Source organism: Shouchella xiaoxiensis (genome assembly GCF_016907895.1).
Classification (GTDB): Bacteria; Bacillota; Bacilli; order Bacillales; family Bacillaceae_D; genus Shouchella; species Shouchella xiaoxiensis.
This window is the reverse complement of the sequence record NZ_JAFBCV010000003.1, coordinates 110,621-133,590: the sequence shown is the minus strand read 5'-3', so window position 1 is coordinate 133,590 and position 22,970 is coordinate 110,621. Positions and strand designations below refer to the sequence as shown.

The 22,970-nt window shown below is 39.5% G+C and carries 26 protein-coding genes; 3 read left to right on the top strand and 23 right to left on the bottom strand.

The genetic code is table 11. From position 1 onward, the window contains the following. Window positions 1-2: 2 nt before the first annotated feature. The 12 genes from JOC54_RS06045 to JOC54_RS05990 all read right to left on the bottom strand — a co-directional run bounded on the left by JOC54_RS06045 (window position 3) and on the right by JOC54_RS05990 (window position 11,993). On the bottom strand, window positions 3-158 hold the full coding sequence (locus JOC54_RS06045; RefSeq protein ID WP_157684186.1) for a hypothetical protein: 156 nt from the start codon (window positions 156-158) through the stop codon (window positions 3-5). 111 nt (window positions 159-269) lie between these two features. Continuing rightward, a complete protein-coding gene (locus JOC54_RS06040) occupies window positions 270-1,283 on the bottom strand; it encodes a Gfo/Idh/MocA family protein (RefSeq protein ID WP_204465152.1) in 1,014 nt (337 codons plus the stop codon). Continuing rightward, on the bottom strand, window positions 1,280-2,002 hold the full coding sequence (locus JOC54_RS06035) for a ThuA domain-containing protein (protein WP_204465151.1): 723 nt from the start codon (window positions 2,000-2,002) through the stop codon (window positions 1,280-1,282). Before JOC54_RS06035 ends, JOC54_RS06040 begins: the two co-directional genes overlap by 4 nt. A gap of 34 nt (window positions 2,003-2,036) precedes the next feature. Next, window positions 2,037-3,044, bottom strand: a complete 1,008-nt coding sequence (locus JOC54_RS06030; RefSeq protein ID WP_204465150.1) for a LacI family DNA-binding transcriptional regulator — start codon at window positions 3,042-3,044, stop codon at window positions 2,037-2,039. Window positions 3,045-3,396: 352 nt separating this feature from the next. Then, entirely contained in the window at window positions 3,397-3,834 is a 438-nt protein-coding gene (gene dtd / locus JOC54_RS06025; protein WP_204465148.1) for a D-aminoacyl-tRNA deacylase, read from the bottom strand. A gap of 18 nt (window positions 3,835-3,852) precedes the next feature. Next, window positions 3,853-6,045: a RelA/SpoT family protein gene (locus JOC54_RS06020; protein ID WP_035418597.1), complete on the bottom strand. Its 2,193-nt coding sequence runs from the start codon at window positions 6,043-6,045 to the stop codon at window positions 3,853-3,855. A 136-nt stretch (window positions 6,046-6,181) separates the two neighbouring features. Next, the gene (locus tag JOC54_RS06015) at window positions 6,182-6,697 is read right to left on the bottom strand and encodes an adenine phosphoribosyltransferase (RefSeq protein ID WP_204465146.1); all 516 of its coding nucleotides are present in this window, start codon (window positions 6,695-6,697) and stop codon (window positions 6,182-6,184) included. Further along, entirely contained in the window at window positions 6,687-9,035 is a 2,349-nt protein-coding gene (gene recJ, locus JOC54_RS06010) for a single-stranded-DNA-specific exonuclease RecJ (RefSeq protein WP_204465144.1), read from the bottom strand. The genes JOC54_RS06015 and recJ overlap by 11 nt, the downstream gene beginning before the upstream one ends. 64 nt (window positions 9,036-9,099) lie before the next feature. Next, complete coding sequence (locus tag JOC54_RS06005) at window positions 9,100-9,411, bottom strand: LapA family protein (protein WP_204465143.1); 312 nt, start codon at window positions 9,409-9,411, stop codon at window positions 9,100-9,102. 23 nt (window positions 9,412-9,434) lie between these two features. Continuing rightward, window positions 9,435-10,379, bottom strand: a complete 945-nt coding sequence (gene secF, locus JOC54_RS06000) for a protein translocase subunit SecF (protein WP_204465142.1) — start codon at window positions 10,377-10,379, stop codon at window positions 9,435-9,437. Then, the gene (gene secD, locus JOC54_RS05995) at window positions 10,369-11,673 is read right to left on the bottom strand and encodes a protein translocase subunit SecD (protein ID WP_239586609.1); all 1,305 of its coding nucleotides are present in this window, start codon (window positions 11,671-11,673) and stop codon (window positions 10,369-10,371) included. Before secD ends, secF begins: the two co-directional genes overlap by 11 nt. A gap of 35 nt (window positions 11,674-11,708) precedes the next feature. Then, window positions 11,709-11,993, bottom strand: coding sequence for a post-transcriptional regulator (locus tag JOC54_RS05990; RefSeq protein WP_035441881.1), 285 nt, complete (start codon window positions 11,991-11,993; stop codon window positions 11,709-11,711). A 179-nt stretch (window positions 11,994-12,172) separates the two neighbouring features. Here JOC54_RS05990 and spoVB point away from each other — a divergent pair, with 179 nt between their 5' ends. Beyond that, window positions 12,173-13,726 (top strand): stage V sporulation protein B, encoded by a 1,554-nt coding sequence (gene spoVB / locus JOC54_RS05985; RefSeq protein ID WP_204465141.1) that lies wholly within the window; start codon window positions 12,173-12,175, stop codon window positions 13,724-13,726. Window positions 13,727-13,798: 72 nt separating this feature from the next. Here the strand turns inward: spoVB and JOC54_RS05980 are convergent, their stop codons facing one another. Together JOC54_RS05980 and JOC54_RS05975 are read right to left on the bottom strand one after the other, a co-directional pair. Then, window positions 13,799-14,065, bottom strand: a complete 267-nt coding sequence (locus JOC54_RS05980; RefSeq protein ID WP_437183517.1) for a hypothetical protein — start codon at window positions 14,063-14,065, stop codon at window positions 13,799-13,801. An 89-nt stretch (window positions 14,066-14,154) separates the two neighbouring features. Beyond that, on the bottom strand, window positions 14,155-14,622 hold the full coding sequence (locus tag JOC54_RS05975; protein WP_239586608.1) for a YetF domain-containing protein: 468 nt from the start codon (window positions 14,620-14,622) through the stop codon (window positions 14,155-14,157). 126 nt (window positions 14,623-14,748) lie between these two features. On the opposite strand from JOC54_RS05975, the gene JOC54_RS05970 reads away from it, so the two are divergent. Next, the gene (locus JOC54_RS05970; RefSeq protein WP_204465135.1) at window positions 14,749-15,123 is read left to right on the top strand and encodes a TIGR04086 family membrane protein; all 375 of its coding nucleotides are present in this window, start codon (window positions 14,749-14,751) and stop codon (window positions 15,121-15,123) included. 33 nt (window positions 15,124-15,156) lie between these two features. On the opposite strand, the gene yajC is transcribed toward JOC54_RS05970, so the two are convergent. The 7 genes from yajC to JOC54_RS05935 form a co-directional block, all read right to left on the bottom strand. Continuing rightward, window positions 15,157-15,435 (bottom strand): preprotein translocase subunit YajC, encoded by a 279-nt coding sequence (gene yajC / locus JOC54_RS05965; protein WP_035418593.1) that lies wholly within the window; start codon window positions 15,433-15,435, stop codon window positions 15,157-15,159. A 35-nt stretch (window positions 15,436-15,470) separates the two neighbouring features. Further along, window positions 15,471-16,640: a tRNA guanosine(34) transglycosylase Tgt gene (tgt, locus tag JOC54_RS05960; protein ID WP_204465425.1), complete on the bottom strand. Its 1,170-nt coding sequence runs from the start codon at window positions 16,638-16,640 to the stop codon at window positions 15,471-15,473. Next, on the bottom strand, window positions 16,627-17,673 hold the full coding sequence (queA, locus tag JOC54_RS05955; RefSeq protein ID WP_035418591.1) for a tRNA preQ1(34) S-adenosylmethionine ribosyltransferase-isomerase QueA: 1,047 nt from the start codon (window positions 17,671-17,673) through the stop codon (window positions 16,627-16,629). The genes tgt and queA overlap by 14 nt, the downstream gene beginning before the upstream one ends. 76 nt (window positions 17,674-17,749) lie before the next feature. Beyond that, on the bottom strand, window positions 17,750-17,953 hold the full coding sequence (locus tag JOC54_RS05950; protein ID WP_204465132.1) for a DUF2905 domain-containing protein: 204 nt from the start codon (window positions 17,951-17,953) through the stop codon (window positions 17,750-17,752). Beyond that, entirely contained in the window at window positions 17,946-18,947 is a 1,002-nt protein-coding gene (ruvB, locus tag JOC54_RS05945; RefSeq protein WP_204465423.1) for a Holliday junction branch migration DNA helicase RuvB, read from the bottom strand. The genes JOC54_RS05950 and ruvB overlap by 8 nt, the downstream gene beginning before the upstream one ends. 18 nt (window positions 18,948-18,965) lie before the next feature. Then, window positions 18,966-19,565, bottom strand: a complete 600-nt coding sequence (gene ruvA / locus JOC54_RS05940; protein ID WP_204465129.1) for a Holliday junction branch migration protein RuvA — start codon at window positions 19,563-19,565, stop codon at window positions 18,966-18,968. 114 nt (window positions 19,566-19,679) lie between these two features. Then, window positions 19,680-20,225, bottom strand: a complete 546-nt coding sequence (locus JOC54_RS05935) for a BofC C-terminal domain-containing protein (RefSeq protein WP_204465126.1) — start codon at window positions 20,223-20,225, stop codon at window positions 19,680-19,682. Between the two features lie 161 nt (window positions 20,226-20,386). Here JOC54_RS05935 and JOC54_RS05930 point away from each other — a divergent pair, with 161 nt between their 5' ends. Then, on the top strand, window positions 20,387-20,767 hold the full coding sequence (locus tag JOC54_RS05930) for a cupredoxin domain-containing protein (protein WP_035418589.1): 381 nt from the start codon (window positions 20,387-20,389) through the stop codon (window positions 20,765-20,767). A gap of 44 nt (window positions 20,768-20,811) precedes the next feature. On the opposite strand, the gene JOC54_RS05925 is transcribed toward JOC54_RS05930, so the two are convergent. Continuing rightward, the gene (locus JOC54_RS05925) at window positions 20,812-21,573 is read right to left on the bottom strand and encodes a YhcN/YlaJ family sporulation lipoprotein (RefSeq protein WP_035441879.1); all 762 of its coding nucleotides are present in this window, start codon (window positions 21,571-21,573) and stop codon (window positions 20,812-20,814) included. Between the two features lie 87 nt (window positions 21,574-21,660). Continuing rightward, a complete protein-coding gene (locus tag JOC54_RS05920) occupies window positions 21,661-22,965 on the bottom strand; it encodes a LysM peptidoglycan-binding domain-containing protein (protein WP_204465124.1) in 1,305 nt (434 codons plus the stop codon). Window positions 22,966-22,970: the final 5 nt, after the last annotated feature.

The window sequence follows — 22,970 nt, the reverse complement described above, 5'->3', positions numbered from 1 at the left end:
AGTTAATTTCGAGACTGCTGCTTTTTGTATACAAGCAATTCTCGCTGAGACAACCCTAGTTCAACATGAACTGCTTGTTCAAATAGGGGAATAGCCGGAGTTTGATTATTTGTTTCATGCAGGTTTAATACACTCAGTTGTTTATCCTGAACATGCATAAAAGTCAGCTCCTCTAAACGTATTTCTGTTTAGAATAACCAAAGACCCTTTAGTTTAAACCTTTTTCGCTAACCAACTGACAGATTAGTTATAATTCATTCAAGTAAAAGTCAGTTGCTCTTTTGGTAGATCTGTTCAATTACAGCCGTCACGATTTTCGCTTCATTCGGTTTAACGAGTGGTTCTCTTCCTTCTAAACAACTAGAAATAAAGTGTCGCGCTTGCGCTAAGCCTTCATTCTCTTCACCAGAAATCCAGTCCGCAACGGTTGTTGTCATTATTCCTTGCTCTGCTTTGTTTAAGGCATAAGGAAAAACAGAGATTCCCCCTTTTGTTCCAGAGATGGACAACGATTCTTTATCAGAAGGGACATTGGCTGCCCAAGATGTCTCAAATAGCATCGTCGCACCATTTTTAAACTTAATAAAAGCGGTCGCATGATCTTCAACGTCAATTGTGGTAGCGTCATAGATCCCCCATTCATTTACTTGATCGGGATCTCTGCTAACCATTTCGTACGTTTGACCTTCTACCAGCTCAATTTCAGGGTAATCCATTAACCACAGTGCTAAATCAAGCAGGTGACATCCATAATCCATTAAACAACCGCCACCCTGAATGTCCTTATTTGTAAAGACACCCCAGCCAGGTACTTTTCTTCGTCGCATCGCCTCAACACGGACAACTAGTGGATCACCAATTGAACCTGCAACAATTGCTTTTTTAGCTGCCAGTGACTCCTTTTTAAAGCGATAATGGTAGCCTATTTGCAAGACCTTCTCCGCCTTTTTGGCTGCTTCTTCCATTTCAATTGCTTCGTGACTGGCAATTGCCATCGGCTTTTCACAAAAAACATGCTTTCCGGCATCTAAAGCTTTCATCACCGATTGATGATGAAATTTGTTTGGAGTACAAATAACAACTGCATCCACATGTCTTAGCAACTGTTCTTCTGACTCAGCAACAAACTCAATCGAAAACGTTGCAGCGACCTCTTTTGCTCGAACGTGATTAACATCAAAAACGCCATAAACTGAGACGCCCTCAATCTCTTTAAAAGCAGGGATATGTCGACCAGTTGCTATCCCACCAGCGCCAATTATTCCTATTTTAAAATTAATCATTCAGATTGTCCCGGTACTGGCTCAAGTGGCTTTGCTTTCCCATAAACAGGAACAGCTCTGCTTGAAGGAGCAGCCCATTTGACCGCATTTTTTATTACACGCTGAACATGCTTATTTTCATACGTAGGAAATGTTTCGTGACCAGGACGGAAGTAAAAAATCTTTCCGTTCCCACGATTAAACGTACATCCACTGCGGAAGACTTCTCCACCTTGGAACCAACTCATAAAAACAACTTCATCCGGATTAGGAATATCAAAATGCTCCCCATACATCTCTTCTTTCTCCAACTCAAAATACTCGTCAATTCCGTCAGCAATTGGATGACTTGGACTAACCACCCATAAACGCTCTTTTTCATCTGCTTCACGCCATTTTAAATCGCAGCTTGTCCCCATTAACGTCTTAAAGATTTTTGAAAAATGTCCCGAATGAAGAACAATTAAGCCCATTCCCTCTAATACTCGCTTATGTACACGTGCAACAACCTCATCTGAAACTTCGTCATGGGCAACATGGCCCCACCAAATTAAAACGTCTGTTTGCTCTAATACATCGTTTGTTAAGCCATGCTCCGGCTCATCTAACGTTGCCGTTTTTACTTGATGATCTTCACCCAAAAAACTCGCGATTGCTCCATGAATTCCAGCGGGATAAATCTCAGCTACCTTCTCATTCTTTTTCTCATGTCTAAATTCATTCCAAATTGTTACGTTCATTTCTGTTCCCCCTCTAAATTAGTAAAGCATGTCTTTACGTGGATTTTCGAATTAATAAAGGTGCATCTAAAAGCTGTGTTCCATTGCTACGGCTATCGCTTTTTAAATCAGCTAACATTTGTAGCATTGCTGCCTTCCCCATTTCAAGCGTTGGCTGATGGACCGTTGTTAACTGTGGCTCAAGCAAAGAAGCAGATGGTTGATTATCAAACCCTACTACCGCTAAATCCATTGGTATGCGCAAATTGTTTTTCTTCGCTTCGGCAATTAAACCTGAGGCAATCTCATCACTGCCCGTAAGAATAGCATCTGGACGATCATCACACTTCATTATTTCATTTAATATGCGCTTCCCATCCTCAACCGAATGGCCAATAAATCGCCAACTCGATTCAATCGGCAGTTCCGCTTTTTTCATCGTCTCAACATAACCAGAATATCTATCGGTTGCTAGAGCCGAGTCAAAAAGAGTTTGCGAGCGTTCATCATGAACATTGCAGTAGGCAATTCGTTTGTAACCCTTTTCAATTAAATGTGTAGTCGCATCAACCATTGCTTGTTTTTGATCAATTGTAATAATAGCAACACCTTCAGCATGACTAGGATATTCATTGCATAGCACAATTGGACCGTATTCTGTAAAGGGCGAAATAATAGCCCACTCGTTTACAATTGATGCGAGTATAATACCATCAACTTGCTTTGTACGTAACAGCTGCAGGAAATGCAGTTCTTGACTTGCACTACCTCGTGTATTACACAAAATTAAGCGATAGGAATGCGCGGCTGCTATTTCATCCATCGCATCTACAATCGCACTAAAGAAAGGGTTTACGATTCGAGAAACAAGTACCGCAATCGTTCTCGTTTCAGTTCCACGAAGCCGCTGAGCAGATGAATTCGGAATATAACCAAGTTCTGTCATTGCGACGCGTACAGCTCTTCTTTTTTCTTCGTCAACGTAAGGGTGGTTATTCATCACACGTGATACAGTTGATCTGGATACACCAGCATGTAGCGCAACATCTTTTATTGTTGGCATCCGTCCACCTCTTTATGAAATCGATCTCACAAATCCATTTTAACTTTTTTACCTAAATTGTCAAGGACCTTTGTTAGGTTTATCTAGTCATTTCTAAAAAGATTCAATAAGAGGTGTTTCTTAGATAAGTGATCGATTTTTACGGTAGGCAGAAGTATGCCTCAAAGATGTAGCTAGGCCCTCGCAGCTTCAATTTGCTATATGCTATGTTTCTTCTATACGGCTCAATCTACTAACAATCAGCCCTTCTTCTCCTAACTTAGAACGAGACTGCACATAAAACTGGAAAAAGGCTGTTGAGAGAAAAAGAATCTCAACAGCCTCTTGAAGTCAGTTTAAAACTACTCACTTATTAACTTTCAATAATTAGCGTAACGGGACCATCATTCACTAATTCAACGTCCATGTGAGCACCAAAGACCCCTTCCTCCACAGAAATCCCTTTTGCTTCAAGTGTTCGATTAAACAATTGATAGAGGTCTTTAGCTATATCTGGTTTTGCAGCAGCCATGAAATTGGGCCTTCTTCCTTTACGACAGTCACCATATAACGTAAACTGTGAAATCGACAAAACTGAACCGCCGATATCCAGTACTGATAAGTTCATCTTATCGTTCTCGTCGCTGAATATTCGGAGATGAGCCACTTTTTCCGCGCAAAAAAGAACATCTTCCTTTGTATCATTATGGGTTAATCCAACTAGTAGAACAAGCCCAGCTTTGATCTCTCCTACCACTTCGTTATCTACCTGGACTGATGCGCATTTAGCACGTTGTAAGACGACTCGCACCTTTATCTACCTTCTTCATTAATGCGTTACTCGACGCACTGAGTATATATCTTTAAGCTGTTTTATTTTATCGACAATCTTTTGTAGGTGAGCCACATTGGAAATGGAAATACTCATTTCAATTGTGGCTATTTTATGCTTGTGATCCGATCGTCCAGAAACGGTATTAATTTGTGTCCTTGTTTCCGTCATTGTGTGTAGAACTTCATTTAATAAGCCGTTACGGTCAAATGCCGTAATTTCAATATCAACACTGTATGATTTAGCAGCTCTAGATTCACCTTCCCACTCTACTTCAAGCAATCTAGAACTCGTATTCTCTTCTGCTAAAACATTAGGACAATCTGTTCGATGAATTGAAACACCGCGACCTTTTGTAATATAACCGACAATCGCATCTCCAGGAACGGGGGTACAGCAACGAGCTAACCGAATTAATAAATTGTCTACCCCTTTTACATGAACGCCAATGGAGTTGGAGCGCTTGTTTGGGCTAAATGTTTGAATATCACTTAGCGCTGCATCTAACGATTGTTTTTCCTGCTCTTGATCCTTTGCCTTGCGCTGCTTTTCAGTTAAACGATTGACGATTTGTTTACCGCTTATCCCACCATAGCCCACAGCAGCATACATATCTTCTTCACCAGCAAAGCTAAATTTAGCAGTTACTTCATTTAAGTTTTCCTGCGTTAAAATGTCCTTGGGATCAAAATCGAGTGCCCGTATCTCTTTTTCAATCGTTTCTTTTCCCTTTTCAACATTTTCTTCACGCTTTTCTTTTTTAAACCACTGCTTAATTTTATTTTTTGCATGTGATGATTTTGTAATTTTCAACCAGTCATGGCTTGGTCCATAAGAGTGCTTTGAAGTCATGACTTCAACAATATCACCCGTTTTCAACTCGTGATCTAGAGGCACCATCTTACTGTTTACTTTTGCCCCGATACAGCGGTTCCCAATTTCACTATGAATCCTGTAAGCAAAATCAAGTGGAACAGAGCCACGCGGTAGTTCAATAACATCTCCCTTAGGTGTAAAAACAAAGACCATATCAGAGAACAAATCCATTTTCATGGATTCCATAAATTCCTGAGCGTCATTTGTGTCGGTTTGCGATTCGATTACGTCTCTAAGCCAACTGAGCTTGTCCTCAAAGGAATAGCGCTTATTTGAAAGTGTTTTGCCTTCTTTGTACGCCCAATGAGCTGCTACACCGAATTCTGCCACACGATGCATATCATCCGTTCGAATCTGAACCTCTAAAGGATCCCCGTTTGGTCCTACAACTGTAGTGTGAAGAGACTGATACATATTAGCCTTTGGCATGGCAATATAGTCTTTAAAACGACCAGGCATGGGACGCCAGCATGTGTGAATAACACCAAGTACGGCATAACAATCTTTAATGTTTTTTACAATAATACGAACAGCAAGCAAATCATAGATTTCATTAAATTGCTTTTGTTGAATAACCATCTTCCGATAAATACTGTAAATATGCTTAGGTCGTCCTGATAATTCTGCTACAACATGAACATCGTCAAGCTGAGATTCGATCTTTTCCATAACTTCAGAAAGATAGTCTTCTCTTTCAGCACGTTTCCGTTTCATTAAATTTACGATTCGGTAATACTGTTGAGGATCTAAATAACGAAGCGCTGTGTCTTCAAGCTCCCATTTTATTTTTGAAATCCCTAAGCGGTGAGCTAATGGCGCAAAAATCTCAAGCGTTTCATTTGACGTAACTCGCTGCTTCTGAGGTGGCATAAACTTAAGCGTCCGCATATTATGGAGGCGGTCTGCAAGCTTAATGAGTAAGACGCGAATATCTTTCGCCATCGCCATCAACATTTTTCGATGATTTTCAGCCTGTTGCTCTTCTTTTGATTTATATTTAAACTTTTTTAACTTCGTTACACCATCTACAAGCATTGCCACTTCGGCGTTAAACGCTTTTTCTAGATCTTCAACCGTTGCGTCTGTATCTTCAACAACATCATGAAGAAATGCAGCAGCAATTGTGTTAGGATCGAGCTCCAGCCCGACAATAATGCCAGCAACTTGAACTGGATGTAAAATATAAGGTTCACCAGACTTGCGGTACTGTCCGCTATGTGCCTGTTCAGCAAACTCGTATGCTCTTTCTAAAAAGCTTATGTCTTCTCTCTGCAAATAGGCGCTTGCATTTTCTAGCACCTGATCAATCGTCATGGAATCACCTTACTCATTCGACAAGTTTTCTTTCTATTATCCGCTACTCGAACTTTCTTGTAAAGGGGAGAACCTTTAGAAATAATAAAAAGAGGTCTGTTTATAAATAAACAATCCCCTTTTTTATAAGTGAGCTTTATTGATAAGTCATTAGAGAAAAAATATCATACTTATCTAGCTTCTTACGACCATTGATATAAGCTAGCTCTATCATGAATGCCAGACCAACAACTTCACCGCCAAGTTCTTCTACAAGCTTCGTTGTTGCTTCGATTGTTCCTCCAGTGGCAAGTAAATCATCTGTGATAACAACACGTTGCCCAGGCTTAATACTATCTTTATGGATTGTCAAACAATCCTTCCCGTATTCAAGGCCATAGTCACACTCAATTACTTCTCGAGGCAATTTTCCTTTTTTTCGAACAGGAACAAAGCCAATTTCAAGATCAAAAGCAATTGGACAACCTACTACAAAACCCCTTGCTTCAGGACCAACAATCACGTCAGCATTACGCGTTTTTGCATAGTCTGTTAGCTCGTTAATTGCTTTTTTATATGCCGGTCCATCTTGCATTAATGTCGTGATATCTTTAAATCGAATTCCTTCTTGTGGCCAGTCTTCTACGATCGTAATATATTTTTTATAATCCATTACTCATTGACTCCTTCTTTACTGAAGCATGCATCAACTGATCAAAACATGCTTTTAGGTTTTGGTATGATGCATAAACTAATTCATTTTCTAACCAAGATTGTTCCTGTTTATTTCTAAATGTTCTTGATTGATCAAGCGATTTTTTTTCAGGTTGTTCGACAATTTTCACTGTACTCGTTTCCAGATGAACAAAACCGAGCTCCGTAAATACAGTATTCATGAACGTTGTGGTTTGCGCCGACCATCCTTTAAACTGTTCGAGCTTCCTTAACTCATTAAAAGAGATCTCTTTTCTTTTTTTAAGAAATGCATAGTACCATTTAAACTGATCACGATTAGGGTTTGTCGTGAAAAAAGACTCTTCTGCTTCTGAAAGTACAACATAGATACGATGAGGTTTGGCTAATGATTGAAAAAGCGCCTCTAAGTCGCTGCGATTATTAGGTACATCCAAAATAACTAAATAGGAATGACTTAAGTCCGGCAGGAACGTCAACGGATCATAAACAACCGTTGAATCATTTAGCTTGAGCCTTTCTTTTGTTGATGGCTGAAACGCTACAGAAATCGTGTTCTCCGGTAACTCTTCTAGTCTCTCTTTCAAACGGTTTGGCTTAATACTTCTCCAATCAAATAATTGCCACTGTGCTACCTTTAAATCATCAATTAGAATCTGTGGCTTTACTTTTCCATTCCACTCATTTATAGACAGTGTACCTACCGCCGACAACTTTGCTTGGGGAGTAATTTCTTCGAACAGATGGCCTTTACGAAAAGCTATACCGTCTAACTGATTTTCATCACCAGTAAATTGAACTTTTAAATGAGTCGAGTCACTGCCAATTCGCTTGAGTTCAGCGACAGAAGCATTCTCAATCAGCACATTTGGCTTAGTGTTTGCAACTCCAAAAGGGGCCAGTGCTTCGATTTGACTTAAAACATCAAGAGTGACATCATCTACCGTAGCAAGTAAATCAATTTCTTTAACAGGAACAAGCGCTTCTTCAGTCAGGATCATACTTGCTTGTTCATTTAGCCTATTTTGTAACAGATCAATATTCTCTGCCGCTAGTGTCATACCTGCAGCCATTGGATGTCCACCAAAATGAGGTAAGATGTCCCGGCTTTTTGAAAGCTCCATAAACATATCAAAGCCATCAATACTTCTGGCTGACCCTTTTGCTAACCTACTCTCCGGATCAATACTCATCACAATTGTTGGTCGATAGAACCGCTCTACCAGACGCGAGGCGACAATGCCAATAACACCAGCATTCCAGCCTTCTTGAGCAACGATGATTACATGAGGAAGGTCGTTACCTTGCTCAACCAGCTGCATTGCTTCTTCCGTCATTTCATTAACAATGGTTTGTCTGTCTTTGTTTAACCGATCAATTTCGTCAGCAAGTTCCTTAGCTTCCTCAAAATCCTCAGCCATTAATAGCTCCACTGCCGGATCAGCCGAATCAAGACGGCCGGCAGCGTTCAACCTAGGTCCCATTCCAAACCCAACATGATCAGCATCTAGGACGCCTTTTTTTATTCCGCAAACATCTTTCAATGCACGTAAACCTGGACGGCTAGTTGATTGTAATGCTTGTAGACCTTTTTTTGCAATTAATCGATTTTCCCCAACTAAAGGGACTAGGTCTGCAATGGTCCCAATGACCGCAAAATCAAGCAGTTCATCTGGCACTCTGCCTAATAAGGCGTGAGCTACTTTAAAAGCTACTCCAACACCTGCAAGTTCTTTAAATGGATATGGACAATCTGGCTGCTTCGGATTAATAGTAGCAAACGATGCCGGCAGCACCGGTGGCGGCTCATGATGATCCGTAATAATAAAATCAAGGTCAATATCCTTAGCGTAAGCCGCTTGGTCTAATGCTGCAATTCCTGTATCGACCGTAACAACAAGTTTATATCCTTCTTCTTTTGCCCATTTTAAAGCGGGATTATTAGGGCCATATCCTTCGGTAAAACGATTAGGGATATAGTAGTCGCAATCTGCATTATGCATTCTTAATGCGGTCATTAATACTGATGTAGAACTAACGCCATCTGCATCATAGTCACCGAACACCAATATTCGCTCATTCTTTTTTATCGCGTCATTAATTCGGTCTATCGTTTCTTTCATACCCTTTAATAGAAATGGATCCAAGAATTCCGGTTCTTCTAATAAAAGAAATTGTTTAGCAGACGAAACGTTATTTATTCCTCGACGCACAAGTAAACGGGCAACAAAAATAGACAGCTTTAACTCATCGGCTAGTTGCTGTGCCGCTGTTTCATCTTGGTCTAAAATACGCCATCTTGCTTTTGATTGCAACATATGTAAAACACCCCTCGACCATCCTATTATACAGGAGTGTTCGAGGGGTGACAATGATCTAAGATTACCCTTTTTCTACTTGGTTCTTTTTCGTTTTATCAAGACGACTCCCCGTTTCCGGTGCCTCTGCTCTTTCACTTTCTAAACTCGCTCGCAAGCGTTTAATCTCTAATTTTTGCTGATGAAGCTTGATGACAGACATCGCCCCTGCAACAATGGCTCCTAAAAGAACAGAAAATAAGATAATAAGGATTAGTGGCCATTCAGCTTGTGTAAAAAGTAAATTAACAGGCACAGACTCTACGTTCATCACGGCAAATACTGCAATTAAGATAGCCGCTATCACACCAACTATAAAGGCGGTTTGTGCTTTCATTTAAACACCTTCTTCTTTTTTTATTAAATATATTCTTCTTCTGGCTCTTTTGGAGGCTTATTTTTAAGTTTGACTTGCCTTTTCCATTCCCAAACAAGCCACATCTGTGCACATAGAAACATAGAAGAATATGTTCCAGCAACCAGTCCAATAACTAGTGCTAGTGAGAATGAGCGAATTGCTTCCCCGCCAAAAATAAATAATGCAAGTGCCGCAAATAATACCGTCAACACGGTGTTAATTGAGCGTGTAATAACTTGTAGTAAGCTTTTATTAACGATTTGAGCTAAGTGTTCAGAACTCGTTATTTCTTTTTCTTTTAACACATTTTCCCGCATGCGATCAAACGTAACAATTGTATCATTAATCGAATAACCTACCACCGTTAATACAGCAGCAATAAACGGCACATTAATTTCTATTTGCAGCAAACTAAAAAGCGCTATAATGATAAACGCATCATGTAGAAGCCCAATTATCGCTGATATCCCGTATAGGAAATGGAAGCGAAGTGCCACATAGATAACGATACCGATTGATGCAATTAAGACGGACAAGATGGCATTACGTGCTAACTCTTCCCCAACCAAAGGAGAGACGGTGCTAATATTCGGCTCGAACCCATACTCTTGATTAAAGTATGACTGAATGATTGCGATCTCTTGTTGATTAAATTCGTCAACAAACCGGGCACTCGCATTTTGGCTTCGTTCTCCACCTAAAGTAACTGAAGGCGTATAGTCATTGTCAATCTCAATTGCTTCAAAATCGGCAATGATTTGCTCAGTTGTTAGCGTCTCATCCGTTTGAATTTCTACATTTGAACCACTTTCAAAGTCAACACCTAAGTTTAATCCCATTGTGAACAGCAAAACAATGCCAACAATAATGGATAGACCTGAGCCAACAAAAAATTTATTTCGGTGTTTTGTTAAATCAACATTCCAATTTTCGGGCTTAAAGCTCATCTATCTCACCTCTTTTTACGCCAAACCAACCTGGCCGCTTGTTTAAAAATCGACTGTTAACCCAGAGGCTAAGCAGTATTCTCGTACCCCAAACAGCAGTTAAAAAAGAGACAAGAATGCTAATAATCAACATGACTGCAAAACCTTGAACAGAGCTTGTCCCAAAATAAAACATCACTCCGGCAGCAATTAATGTCGTAATGTTTGCGTCAAAAATAGTAGCAAATGAACGGCGTCCACCTACTTTAAATGCTGACATGATAGACTTTCCTGTTTTTATTTCTTCTCTTATTCGCTCATACGTAATAATATTGGCATCAACAGCCATACCTACTCCAAGTATTAATGCTGCAATCCCAGGTAATGTTAAAACAGCATTTAACGCATTAAAGACAACTAACACTAAAAATGTATACACGCTTAATGTAATTACAGCGATAACCCCAGGAAAACGATAATAGATCATCATGTAAGCAAAAATTAACGCGACACCAATTAAACCAGCATTAATGGTTTGGTTCATTGCTTGTTCACCAAGCGATGCCCCCACCGAAGTCGAATAGATTTCATTTAATTCAACTGGTAGTGATCCCGCATTTAAAATTTCTGCTAAAAAGCGCGTTTCTTCCGTTGTAAAATCACCTGTTATCATGACGTTTCGACTGACAATTGGCTGATTAACAGTTGCTGCTGAAAGATACTTTGGTTCGGGCTTAGTCGCTTCTTCTGCGTAACTATCCCCTTCTTCAAAATCGAGCCACATCACAAGTAAATTCTCGCCAATAGGTTGTTGAGAAAGCTCCCTTGTGATGTTTCCAAATTGCTCGCCATCATCAAGCGTCAACGTCACCATTGGGCGATTCGTATCAGGATCAAGCGATGCACTCGCCCCGTTTTGCGTTAAATCACTTCCGTCTAATAAAATGTTGTCTTCTACATCACGGATGGTTAATTCCCCACCCGTCGCTAGAATATCTCTTGCAGATTCTTGATCTTCAACACCAGCTAGTTGAACACGAATTCGATTTTCGCCTTCAATTTGAATGGTTGGTTCTGAAACCCCAATCGTATTTACTCGTTCGTTTAATGCTGTTGTAGTTGAAAGCAATGCTTGATCATCAATTACGTCCCCTTCATTTATTGCCTCTACTTCGTACAGCACTTCAAATCCACCTTGAAGATCAAGTCCTAGATTTACATCTTGTACGACGGGCTTTGCAAAATAAGAAATTCCTGCTGCAAGAACCACGACAATTAAAAAGAAAAGGGCAATCTTGCCTTTTTTCACCATCATTAATTTCCTCCCAAAATCTCTTGCTGTTCGTGCATTTACTTTGTTGCCGCTTCGAATTCCTTAAACCAATCAATTGGTTCTTTATATGTATTTACCGTTAGCCATGTCATATAGCCCTGCGGTTGAATCGATAGTAATTCATCAACGAAGGCATAAAAAGGCATAAACTCTTTCTTTTTTTTCAACTTATCCATGTAAAACAGCCAGAGATCTTCTTTTGTTACGCGATTGTATCCTAGCTCATGGAATTCTTCGAGTTTAATGGAAAGAACGGGTATTACGTCGTCTTTCCAAATTTCAAATTGCTGCTTTTCAACCATTGATCCAACCCTCTCTATGAAAACACTAAGTATACATATACTAACAAATTATTGCAGTTCCTGCTATCTTCAAAAAAATTAATTCAAGCTATTTTTCAACGACAGCCTGTCATGTCCTGTCCAACTTTGCATACATATAATAAAAAAACAAAGCATCGTATGAAAAAGGCAGGGTTGCCATGAGTAAACAAACGTTTTTAAAAGGGACACTAATTTTAATTGCAGCAGGCTTTATTACCAAACTTCTTGGATTTATAAATCGAATTGTTATGGCAAGAATGCTTGGTCCTGAAGGCGTCGGGCTCTACATGATGGCCATTCCTACCATGCTACTTCTGTTAACTTTAACACAAATGGGTTTACCCGTTGCCATTGCCAAACTGGTTGCAGAAGCAGAGGCTCGTAATGAACACGGTCGAATTAAGAAAATTTTAGCTGTCTCCATCACGATTACGGGACTACTAAGTATTGTTTTTACAACAACACTCATTTTATTAGCTCCCATCATTGCAGATACAATGTTAACTGATGCCCGCGCGATTTATCCACTATATGCAGTCATCCCTATTGTACCAATAATTGCATTGTCTTCTGTTTTAAGGGGCTATTTTCAAGGAAAACAAAATATGAAACCCACCGCTTACGGGCAAGTCATTGAGCAAATTGTCCGCATCACGCTTGTTGCTGTTTTAACTGCGGCATTTATGCCTCTTGGACTTGAGTATGCTGTTGCAGGAGCGATGCTATCAGCTATTTGCGGTGAGCTCGCATCACTATTTTATATGGTTTATTTATTTAAAGCTCAGAAACCATTCCGCTTTAGAAAAAACTTTTTTTCTGCAATAAAAGGAGAACGAAAAACATTAACTGATTTGCTAGGGATCGCTGTGCCAACAACCGGTAGTCGCTTAATTGGAACCACAGCCTTATTTTTTGAACCTATCGTAGTCGCACAAAGCCTTGCACTAGCAGGTACAATGACCGTTGTTGCTACTCAACAGTATGGATTACTTGTCGGATATGTTGTTCCTTTATTAACCTTACCGACATTTATAACCTATTCACTTTCAGTCTCGCTCTTACCAAATTTAAGCGAGGCATTAGCTCACAATAAAACATCATTGATTCATCATCGACTCGAACAAGCACTTCGGATGGGCCTTATTTCAGGCGGAATCTGTGTAGTTATCTTGTATGTATATGCAAGCGAACTGATGACCCTAATGTATCATGCTCCAGAGGCAGCCACCATGCTTAAAGTCATGGCTCCATTTGCTTTATTTCTCTATTTGCAAGGGCCTTTACAGGCAGCTTTACAAGCGTTAAACTACGCAAAAGTATCGATGATGAATAGTCTAGTAGGAGCTTTAATAAAAACTGGAGCTATTTTTGCACTCGCATCTAACCCTGGCTTTGGTATTATGGGTGCCGCACTTGCAATCGTAATTGGCTTTGTTTTAGTTACCTTGCTTCATTTTGCATCAATAGCAAAAACAACAGGTTTTTTTATTCACATACGCCCGATAATTAAACTAACGCTATTAATCGGCGCCACGCTCATTCTAAGCGAACAGATCAATCAACATCTTTTTCTTTTCTTACCTTACGCAACAAAAACTCTACTTGCTATCACGCTAACAGGCTTGATTTATGTATTCGGTATGATTGCTCTGCGTCTGTTAACAAAAGAAGAATTGCAACTTATACCATTCTTTAAAAACAGAAACAAATAAAACACTTCTAAGACAACATCTTCATTCATTAAGTAGCAATGAAGATGTTGTAATAATGAAGTGCTCTCTATTCTACCAGAAAAATAAACCTGCTAACGCAATTCCTGCAATCGCCCCAAGCGCAATTGGGTAACCAATACCATATCCAAATCCGCCGTAACCGCCATAGCCACCATACCCGTATCCATAACTAAATCCACGATTTCCTAATGGTTGGATATAGACATTATCTCGATCAACATTGACAATTCTGCCGTAATGTCGTTTACCGCAGTTTTCAGTTATATAGACGCATTTACCCATATGATCATTGCAGATCTGTTGATTTCGTTTACTCACATAATGACCTCCTTCCTCGTTCATACTTGCTATTGTATGAAAGCAAGACAAGGTCTGTATCAACATCTATCACGAAAAAAATACCCATTTTATAACAAATCTATAAAAAAAGACTGCGTTCCTTTTAACGAGCAATAGGAAATTTTTTTAATATCTTTGTATCCAAACTTTTTTAATTGTTGCCTTAACCAGAGTTCCGTTCGTTTTAATTCATTTAAATTTTCATGTTGGATATTGCCGTCAATGATTAACGGGAGAATGCGATCACACATTTCTTCTCTACTTGTCAACTGCTTATTTAGATAATGGTCCGCAATCGTTGTTCTCATCATTTGAAAACCTTTTACTAGCATATAGACTACAAATAAATAAACAACTGCTATTTTTAAAAAGGCTGTACTTGAAATGGCTACGGCAATCAAACTAGCCATGAAGAAACCAAAAGCAAATTCTGTTGCATTTAATTGACCTAATTTTGATTTACCTTGAAGAAGGAACATGCTTTTGATTGATAAATATACTGAAATACCTTGCAGAACAATAAAGTCAATTGGCATGAGACACCCCTTCATCAAAACATATTCCTAGCTACTATGCCCGGGTCAACTCATTTTATCCATTGGTATTTTTCCGTTGTACAGGCATATGAATAGAAGAAACAAGCTTTTAAAGGAGGTTTTTTTTTGGAAAGTCGTTTTTTTCCTGCTATATTAACTGGTACTGGAGTTAGTATTGGAATTGCTCTATGTGCAAGCGCTATGATGGCGACATTACTAAAATTCACTTCTTTAACCGAACATTCAGTTGGTTGGGTCATGGTTGCAGCCGCTTTACTTGCGTTATTTATTGGAGGATTTATTGCTGGGGGCAAATCCGGTACGAAAGGATGGTTAGCCGGCGCTCTATGTGCTCTCATCTTCTCAGCTATTGTTCTGGCAATTAGTTATCTTGGTTATAATGAAACGATTTCAGTTAAACAACTCTTGTTATTTGCCTCGTATGGAGGTATTGCAGCTCTAGGTGGTATGATCGGTGTAAATCTTTCTAATGCTGCTTAAAAAAAAGATGGTGACATGAGTCACCATCTTTTTTTAATCGGATTGTACAACTTCACGAATCGCCGAACGATCGTAAGTTAATTTGCGATTGTCGTTTACAAGAAGAACAACAACAGATTCATCAATTGAATCAATTACTCCATGCAAACCACCAATTGTAACAATCTTATCTCCACGCTGAAGCGAAGCATGCATTTCACGCACACGTTTCTGTTGCTTTTGCTGTGGACGAATTAGCAAGAAATAAAACAGTACAATGATCCCGATAAATGGGAGCAATGTAACAAGTAAACCAGCTGCGCCTTGATCCATCATTTATCCTCCTTTCTTTCATAAAACGCTTCACTTTAAAAGTTTTTGGCGTTTTCTTTATTAAAACCATACGCTTCAAAAAACTGTTCACGAAAATCAAGAAGACGGTCATCCATAATTGCTTGACGGACTTGTTTCATTAAAGTTAGCAGAAAATACAAATTGTGGTATGTCGTTAGACGGAACCCAAATGTTTCTTCGCATTTTATAAGATGCCTAATATACGCGCGTGAATAAGTGCGGCATACATGGCAATCACAGTTCTCATCAAGGGGACGGAAATCCCGTGCATATTTTGCATTGCGGACAACCAATCTTCCAGCACTTGTCATGCAGGTACCATTTCTCGCTATACGGGTCGGCAAGACACAATCAAACATGTCGATCCCTCTTATCGCCCCGTCAATTAACGAATCTGGTGAACCAACACCCATTAAATACCTTGGTTTATCCGCTGGCATTAGTGGGGTAGTAAATTCAAGCACACGATTCATGACATCTTTCGGTTCCCCGACTGACAGTCCACCTACAGCATAACCGGGGAAATCTAGTGATGTCAAATCTTTTGCGCTTTGTTTACGAAGTTCCTCATGTTCTCCGCCTTGAATGATGCCAAATAACCCTTGCTTAGCATTTTTTCCTGATTGATGATGTTCCGTTAAGCATCGTTCAGCCCAACGACTTGTGCGCTCAACTGAATCTTTCATGTATGAAAAATCAGCAGGATAAGGAGGACACTCATCAAAAGCCATCATAATGTCTGAACCTAGTGAATGCTGAATTTGCATCGCTTTCTCAGGCGTCAAAAACAACTTCTCACCACTCAAATGATGACGAAAATGTACGCCCTCTTCCGTAATTTTACGTAAATCACTTAAGCTAAACACCTGAAATCCACCGGAATCCGTTAAAATTGGCTTATTCCAATTCATGAACTTATGGAGACCGCCAGCTTCTTCAATGATGTCTTCTCCAGGCCGTAACCATAAGTGATAGGTGTTACTTAAAATTATTTGTGCGTCCATTTTCTCTAAATCTTCAGGACTCATTGTTTTCACGGTAGCCATTGTACCAACTGGCATAAACATTGGTGTTTCAAACGTCCCGTGAGGAGTATGGACTCTTCCCAAACGAGCGCCAGACTGTTTACATGTTTTTATATGTTCATACGTAATTGCCGCTGCAGTCAATTTAGTCTTCCCCATTTCTTTCCGGTTCAATAAACATTGCGTCTCCAAAACTAAAGAATCGATACTTGTTTTTTATCGCATGATGATAAGCCGTCATCACCGGCTCCTTACCAACCAAAGCACTAACAAGCATTACCAGTGTTGATTTAGGTAAGTGAAAATTGGTTAGTAATCCGTCCACAGCTTGAAAGTGATAACCAGGATAAATAAAGATCGATGTCCACCCAGATGCTTCGACAAAGTCGTGATGATCTTTATAAATTGTTTCTAATGTCCGTGCTGAAGTAGTACCCACAGCTATAATTTTACCACCTGATTCTTTCGTCGATTGAAGCGTCTCAGCGGAGTGAGCGCTCAATTGATAATATTCAGCATGCATCTCATGATCTTCCACACTGTCTGCACTCACTGGCCTAAATGTACCAAGCCCTACATGTAGCGTTAAGTAGACTATTGAAACACCTTTTGCTTTTATACGGTCTAATATTGCTTGAGTAAAATGAAGACCTGCTGTTGGCGCGGCTGCCGAACCCAGTTGATTCGCATAGACCGTTTGATAACGGGACGAATCTTCAAGTCGCTCCTTAATATAAGGAGGAAGTGGCATCGTACCTAATTGATCAATGAGCTCATAAAACACACCTTGATAATGAAATTGAAGCTCTCGTCCACCGTCTGGCTTGATACCTGTACATGTCGCTTCTAATTTCCCGTCTCCAAATGTTACGCTTGTCCCAATCTTAAGCCGTTTTGCTGGTTTAACAAGTGTTTCCCACTTGTCACCTTCCATTTGTTTTAGAAGCAAAACTTCTATAACAGCACCGGTATCTTTTTTTTCACCAATTAATCGGGCAGGCAACACTTTCGTATCATTTAAAACGAGGCAATCACCCGAAACGAGATGCTGTTCAATATCTGAGAATGAGCGGTCTGTTATTTCTTTTGTATCTTTATTTAAGACAAGCAAGCGCGAATCCGTTCTTGTTTGTAACGGTGTTTGCGCGATTAATTCTTCAGGTAAATCAAAATCAAAGTCAGTTACTTCCACATTATCACCTTATCCAACTATTCTAATCAACAAACCTTTATTAGCATACATCCCAATGAATCGTTTCGCAAGCATATTACCGTCTAAAAAAAGACAGGATAACGGATAAGACAATGCTTAATATGATGCACGTTACAATCGGAAAATAGAAAGTCATGTTTTCACTTTTTATAAATAGATCACCCGGTAATTTCCCCAATGGCAAGAAACGTGCTGCGAAATGCCAAATGATTCCTATAGCGACAAGGATGACACCTATAATGATTAACGTTCTAGCCATTTGGAAACTCCAGACCAAAATGATCATAACACAATGGTGTAGCAACTCTTCCACGAGGTGTACGCTGAATAAAGCCAATTTGTAAAAGGTACGGCTCATATACTTCTTCAATTGTATCCGGCTCTTCTCCAATTGTAGCTGCAATTGTCTCAAGGCCAACCGGTCCACCTTTAAACTGAACCATCATCCCTTTTAACAATTTGTCATCAATATGATCGAGCCCTAATGGATCAACATGAAGTTTTTCAAGTGCTGTTGATGCACTTTCAAGTGAGATTATGCTTTCTCCATTCACTTGTGAAAAATCTCTTACCCTTTTTAACAAACGGTTTGCAATTCTAGGTGTTCCTCTAGATCGTCTCGCCAGTTCATACCCAGCTTCTTTTGATAAAACGGTATCAAATACGTTTGCTGACCGCTGGACAATTTGAGCTAGATCTTCTGGATTATAGTACTCAAGTCTCGAAAGTACGCCAAAACGATCACGTAATGGCGCAGAAATCATCCCCGCCCTCGTTGTTGCTCCAACTAACGTAAATGGTGGCAAGTCTAAGCGAACAGAACGCGCTGTTGGGCCTTTTCCAATAACAATATCCAAGCAAAAATCCTCCATTGCCGGATAAAGCACTTCTTCTACAACTCGATTGAGACGGTGAATTTCATCTATAAACAAGACATCCCCTGGTTCTAACGCCGTTAAAATCGCTGCTAAATCTCCCGCTCTTTCAATTGCCGGACCTGAAGTTGTTCGAAGTTCTCCTCCCATTTCAGCTGCAATGATCGATGCGAGTGTCGTTTTCCCAAGACCAGGAGGACCATATAATAAAACATGATCCAACGCTTCACCACGAAGTTTTGCCGCCTCCATAAAGACAGATAAATTATCCTTCACATTTTTTTGTCCTATATAATCATGGAGCGTTGCCGGTCTTAATTGCTGCTCAGATGTTAACTCCGTATTTGTTGCTTCACTCGAAACAAGCCGATCATCCAAAGTCACTATCACTCACTCCTAAGTTTTTAACATAAGTGCAAGCGCACGTTTTATATACTGATCTGTCTCTAATGTCTCAGACTTTAACTCTTTTTCAACTTTTTTCAGCTCTTTTTCCACATACCCTAGCGAGCGTAGCGCTTCTAAAGCGTCTTGAAGATTATCTTTTTTATCAATTTCAACCGTAGGATTAGTTGGATTTAGCAGCGATGGTGATAACTCCTCTAATTTCCCTTTTAGATCAAGAATAATTTGGCGTGCCGTTTTTTTCCCAATTCCAGGATAACGGGTAAGTAAGGAATCATTTTCTGCTTCAATTGCACTTACAACCTGTTCTGGCTCACCAGACGCTAAAATTGCTAAAGCACCCTTTGGACCGATACCAGAAACGCCTAACAGCTTTTCAAATAAGGTTCGTTCAATTTTATTTTTAAACCCATAAAGTCGTTGAATATCTTCACGTACATAATGGTATGTAGGAATTTGCACCTCTAATGAAAGATCAGTTGAAAATCGATATGGATTGGCGCAAATAAGTTGATAGCCAATTCCATTAACATCAACGACGAGATAAGCTGGCTCAATTTCGATGAGCGTACCTTTTATGTAATCAATCATATTTCCTTCTCCTTAGCCCTTAAAAAAGCGAACATTTATTTCTATTTTAGCATAGTGTGTGCGCATCGTCATTAATGGAACACTAAAAAAACTACCGTCTCCGGTAGTTTTCCTTTATTTTAATTCCAATAAAATTTGTTCTAACTCAGCTAAGTTCGTTAGCTTCATTCCTTGGTTTAAGCGATCAAGTTGAGCTGCAGTTAAATTTGAAACATCAATATCATCAAATGTCTTTACAATAGACATAGCCTCAGTTTGACCTGTATATAGCACTACATTCATTTGATCTGATAGCCCTAAGTAGCCATTTCTTTTCACCTCAGGGGATAAATCCAGTATTTCTTGCCGAAAATGTGCAGCACCAGGGCCATGTTCTACTAACTGCCACTCTTCATACTCATACCAGAAATCCTCCAATGAATAATAATCCTCTGTTACATGTTCTTCTCTTGTGTTTCCATCAGCAAAAACCGTTTCCAATAAAACATCAATAGTCTGTGCTGGTTGTTGCGCGACTGTCTCAGGTGGAGCCGATGGACCCTCTGTTTGTTGCATAATCTCTAGCTGATTCACGAGTAAAAAACTTCCATATAAGAACAAAACGGATATGGCCCCGAGAGCAAATGGCACACCATGACGGTTTACTAGTTGTTTAAGCATGATAATCTCCTTTAAAACAAGTCATGCATTTATCCTCGACAACTTTTTAGAAATTTATTCCATGTAAAAATATAAACTGACACACGATGCTCATACTTTTTTAATTTATCTTGTATAAAGCATTGTAAAATGGAAATAGTTGATAAAAGGAGCGTGATGGTATGAAAAAAATAATCATTCAATTAACAGGAATTGTTTTTATCCTTTTTCTAGCAGCTTGTGGAGGTAACGACGAGGGCGATCAACAAGATGCCGAACAACCAGAAGATTTCTCTGGAGAAACCCTCACCATTCAAGCAATGAATTGGCATTTTGATCAAGAAGAATATTCCGTACCTGCTGGAGAAACAATGATTGAATTACAAAATGAAAGCGGAAATCACGGTATCATAATTAGAGAAGCAGATTCTGGTGAAGATGTAGTATTAAACCGTTCTGGATCTACCACAGCAAATCTGGAGCCTGGTGAGTACACAATTATTTGCTCCATTCCTTGTGGTTCTGGACATAGTGAAATGGTCGCAACCTTAGTTGTCACGTAACATGAAAAAGCTTAAAAGGAGCTAACTCCTTTTAAGCTTTTTTGTTATCTGCTTTTTTCAAATGGACGTTTCGCAGCGTTTCCAAGATCTTTCATCATATCAGAGAACGTATTTTCAATTTCTTTAAATGCTGTACCTGAACGAAGTCGATCATCCATTTTTTGCATTGAACTATACATCTTTTTATCAGCTGTAACCATAACATGTTTTCCATCGCCAGCAGTTTTCTTCATATGGTCACGGATTTTATGATCCATATCGCTATGGTTCCCATCCGTTTCATATCCAATTACCACGTCATTATCATGCATCATTACTCGAGCACTTTTTATTCCATCCATGCTTTCAATGTCTCGCGTTAACGTTTGGACATGTTTTCCATCGTAATCATGATGATAATTCATGGATTGTTTTGTGGCTTTTTTATGCATGGTTGGGTTTTTAAAATTCATTCCACGCTGAATGTGATCTGTTTTTCGATTTAAAATACCGTTCTCATCAACCATACCTGAACGGTGGTTTCCTGTCATTCCACGAACCATTTCAGTACGGTTATGATTATAATGAGCTCTAGCATTATTCATACGTCCATTTTTTTCTGAGAATCGATTATCTTGATAGTATTCTTTGCCACCAACACCAGTACCATAATAAGGATAGTTTGCTGAGTAACCACCCTCATCGTAATTCATTTGTGCGTTAGAACCCCGGTACATATTGGCTTGACTATTGTCATTGTTTCCACACCCTGTTAAGCCGGATACAAGTACACTTGCACATAAAAACGATAACGTTATTTTTTTCAAATGAAAATCCCCCTTCTGCTGTTAGTGTGCACAATTAGGGGGATTCTATTTTGTTAGTTGTTGCCTTTAAGTCCAAAGAGGATAAAATTAATCGTCCTGCTCATCATAATCATTCAATGATTGTTTTGGCTCATATTCTTGAAAAACAGGACCTCTTTGCTGTGCGTTTGTTGTCGCCCAGAGAGGAGCTTGATGATGTTGAGGTGACTGTTGAGTTCTGTTAAATGGATACGGATACGGTTTATTTATATCTTGGGGTTGTTCCATGAATTGATTGCCAGAATCAGCATGACTTGTTTCAGCATACCAAGGCGCCCCCATTTGAGCCATCCACTGGTTATTCTCTTTCATAAAAGCATTCATAGGTATCATTTCAGCATGTATATTTCCAGTTTGTCCCCCCTGCTGGTGATTCATCATCCTCATGTTTGGTGACATTCCTTGTTGATGATTCATCATTCCCATGTTTGGTGACATTCCTTGCTGATGGTTCATCATCCCCATGTTCGGGGGCATTTCTTGCTGATAATTCATCATTCCCATGTTTGGGGTCATTCCTTGCTGATGATTCATCATTCCCATGTTCGGGGGCATTCCTTGCTGATGATTCATCATTCCCATGTTTGGTGACATTCCTTGCTGATGATTCATCATTCCCATATTCGGGGGCATTTCTTGCTGATGATTCATCATTCCCATGTTCGGGGGCATTTCTTGTTGATGATTCATCATTCCCATATTTGGGGGCATTTCTTGTTGATGATTCATCATTCCCATGTTCGGGGGCATTTCTTGTTGATGATTCATCATTCCCATGTTCGGTGACATTCCTTGTTGATGATTCATCATTCCCATGTTCGGGGGCATTTCTTGTTGATGATTCATCATTCCCATGTTCGGGGGCATTTCTTGTTGATAATTCATCATTCCCATGTTCGGGGACATTTCTTGTTGAGTCATGTTTTGTTGATTCCACTTGTTCATTTGATGGCCACTCATTTGTTTATTTGTCATGTTTCCTGATTGACAAGGTTGGCACGGTGGTTTTGGTGGCAATGGACCTTTATCAGTTGTTTTTACGTTCTTTTGCATCTCTTGAGTCATCTGTTTTTTTGGAGGCGCATCTAGATTCCATTCGTCATTCTTTGTTTTAACTTGCGGCTGCTTAACTTCAGGTTTATTCAACGGTTTTATTTTTTCTTGTTTTGGTTCAATGACTTTCTCTTTTCTAACTGCTACCGTTGCAGTCGGTACTTTTATTTTCATACCTGGCATAAGCATTTCCGGATTTACAATTGTTGGATTGGTTGCCTGAATTTGATCAGGGTCAGTGTCATACTTCTTTGCTAACTTCCATAAAGTATCTCCCTTTTGTACTATATGAATTCTCACTTTAA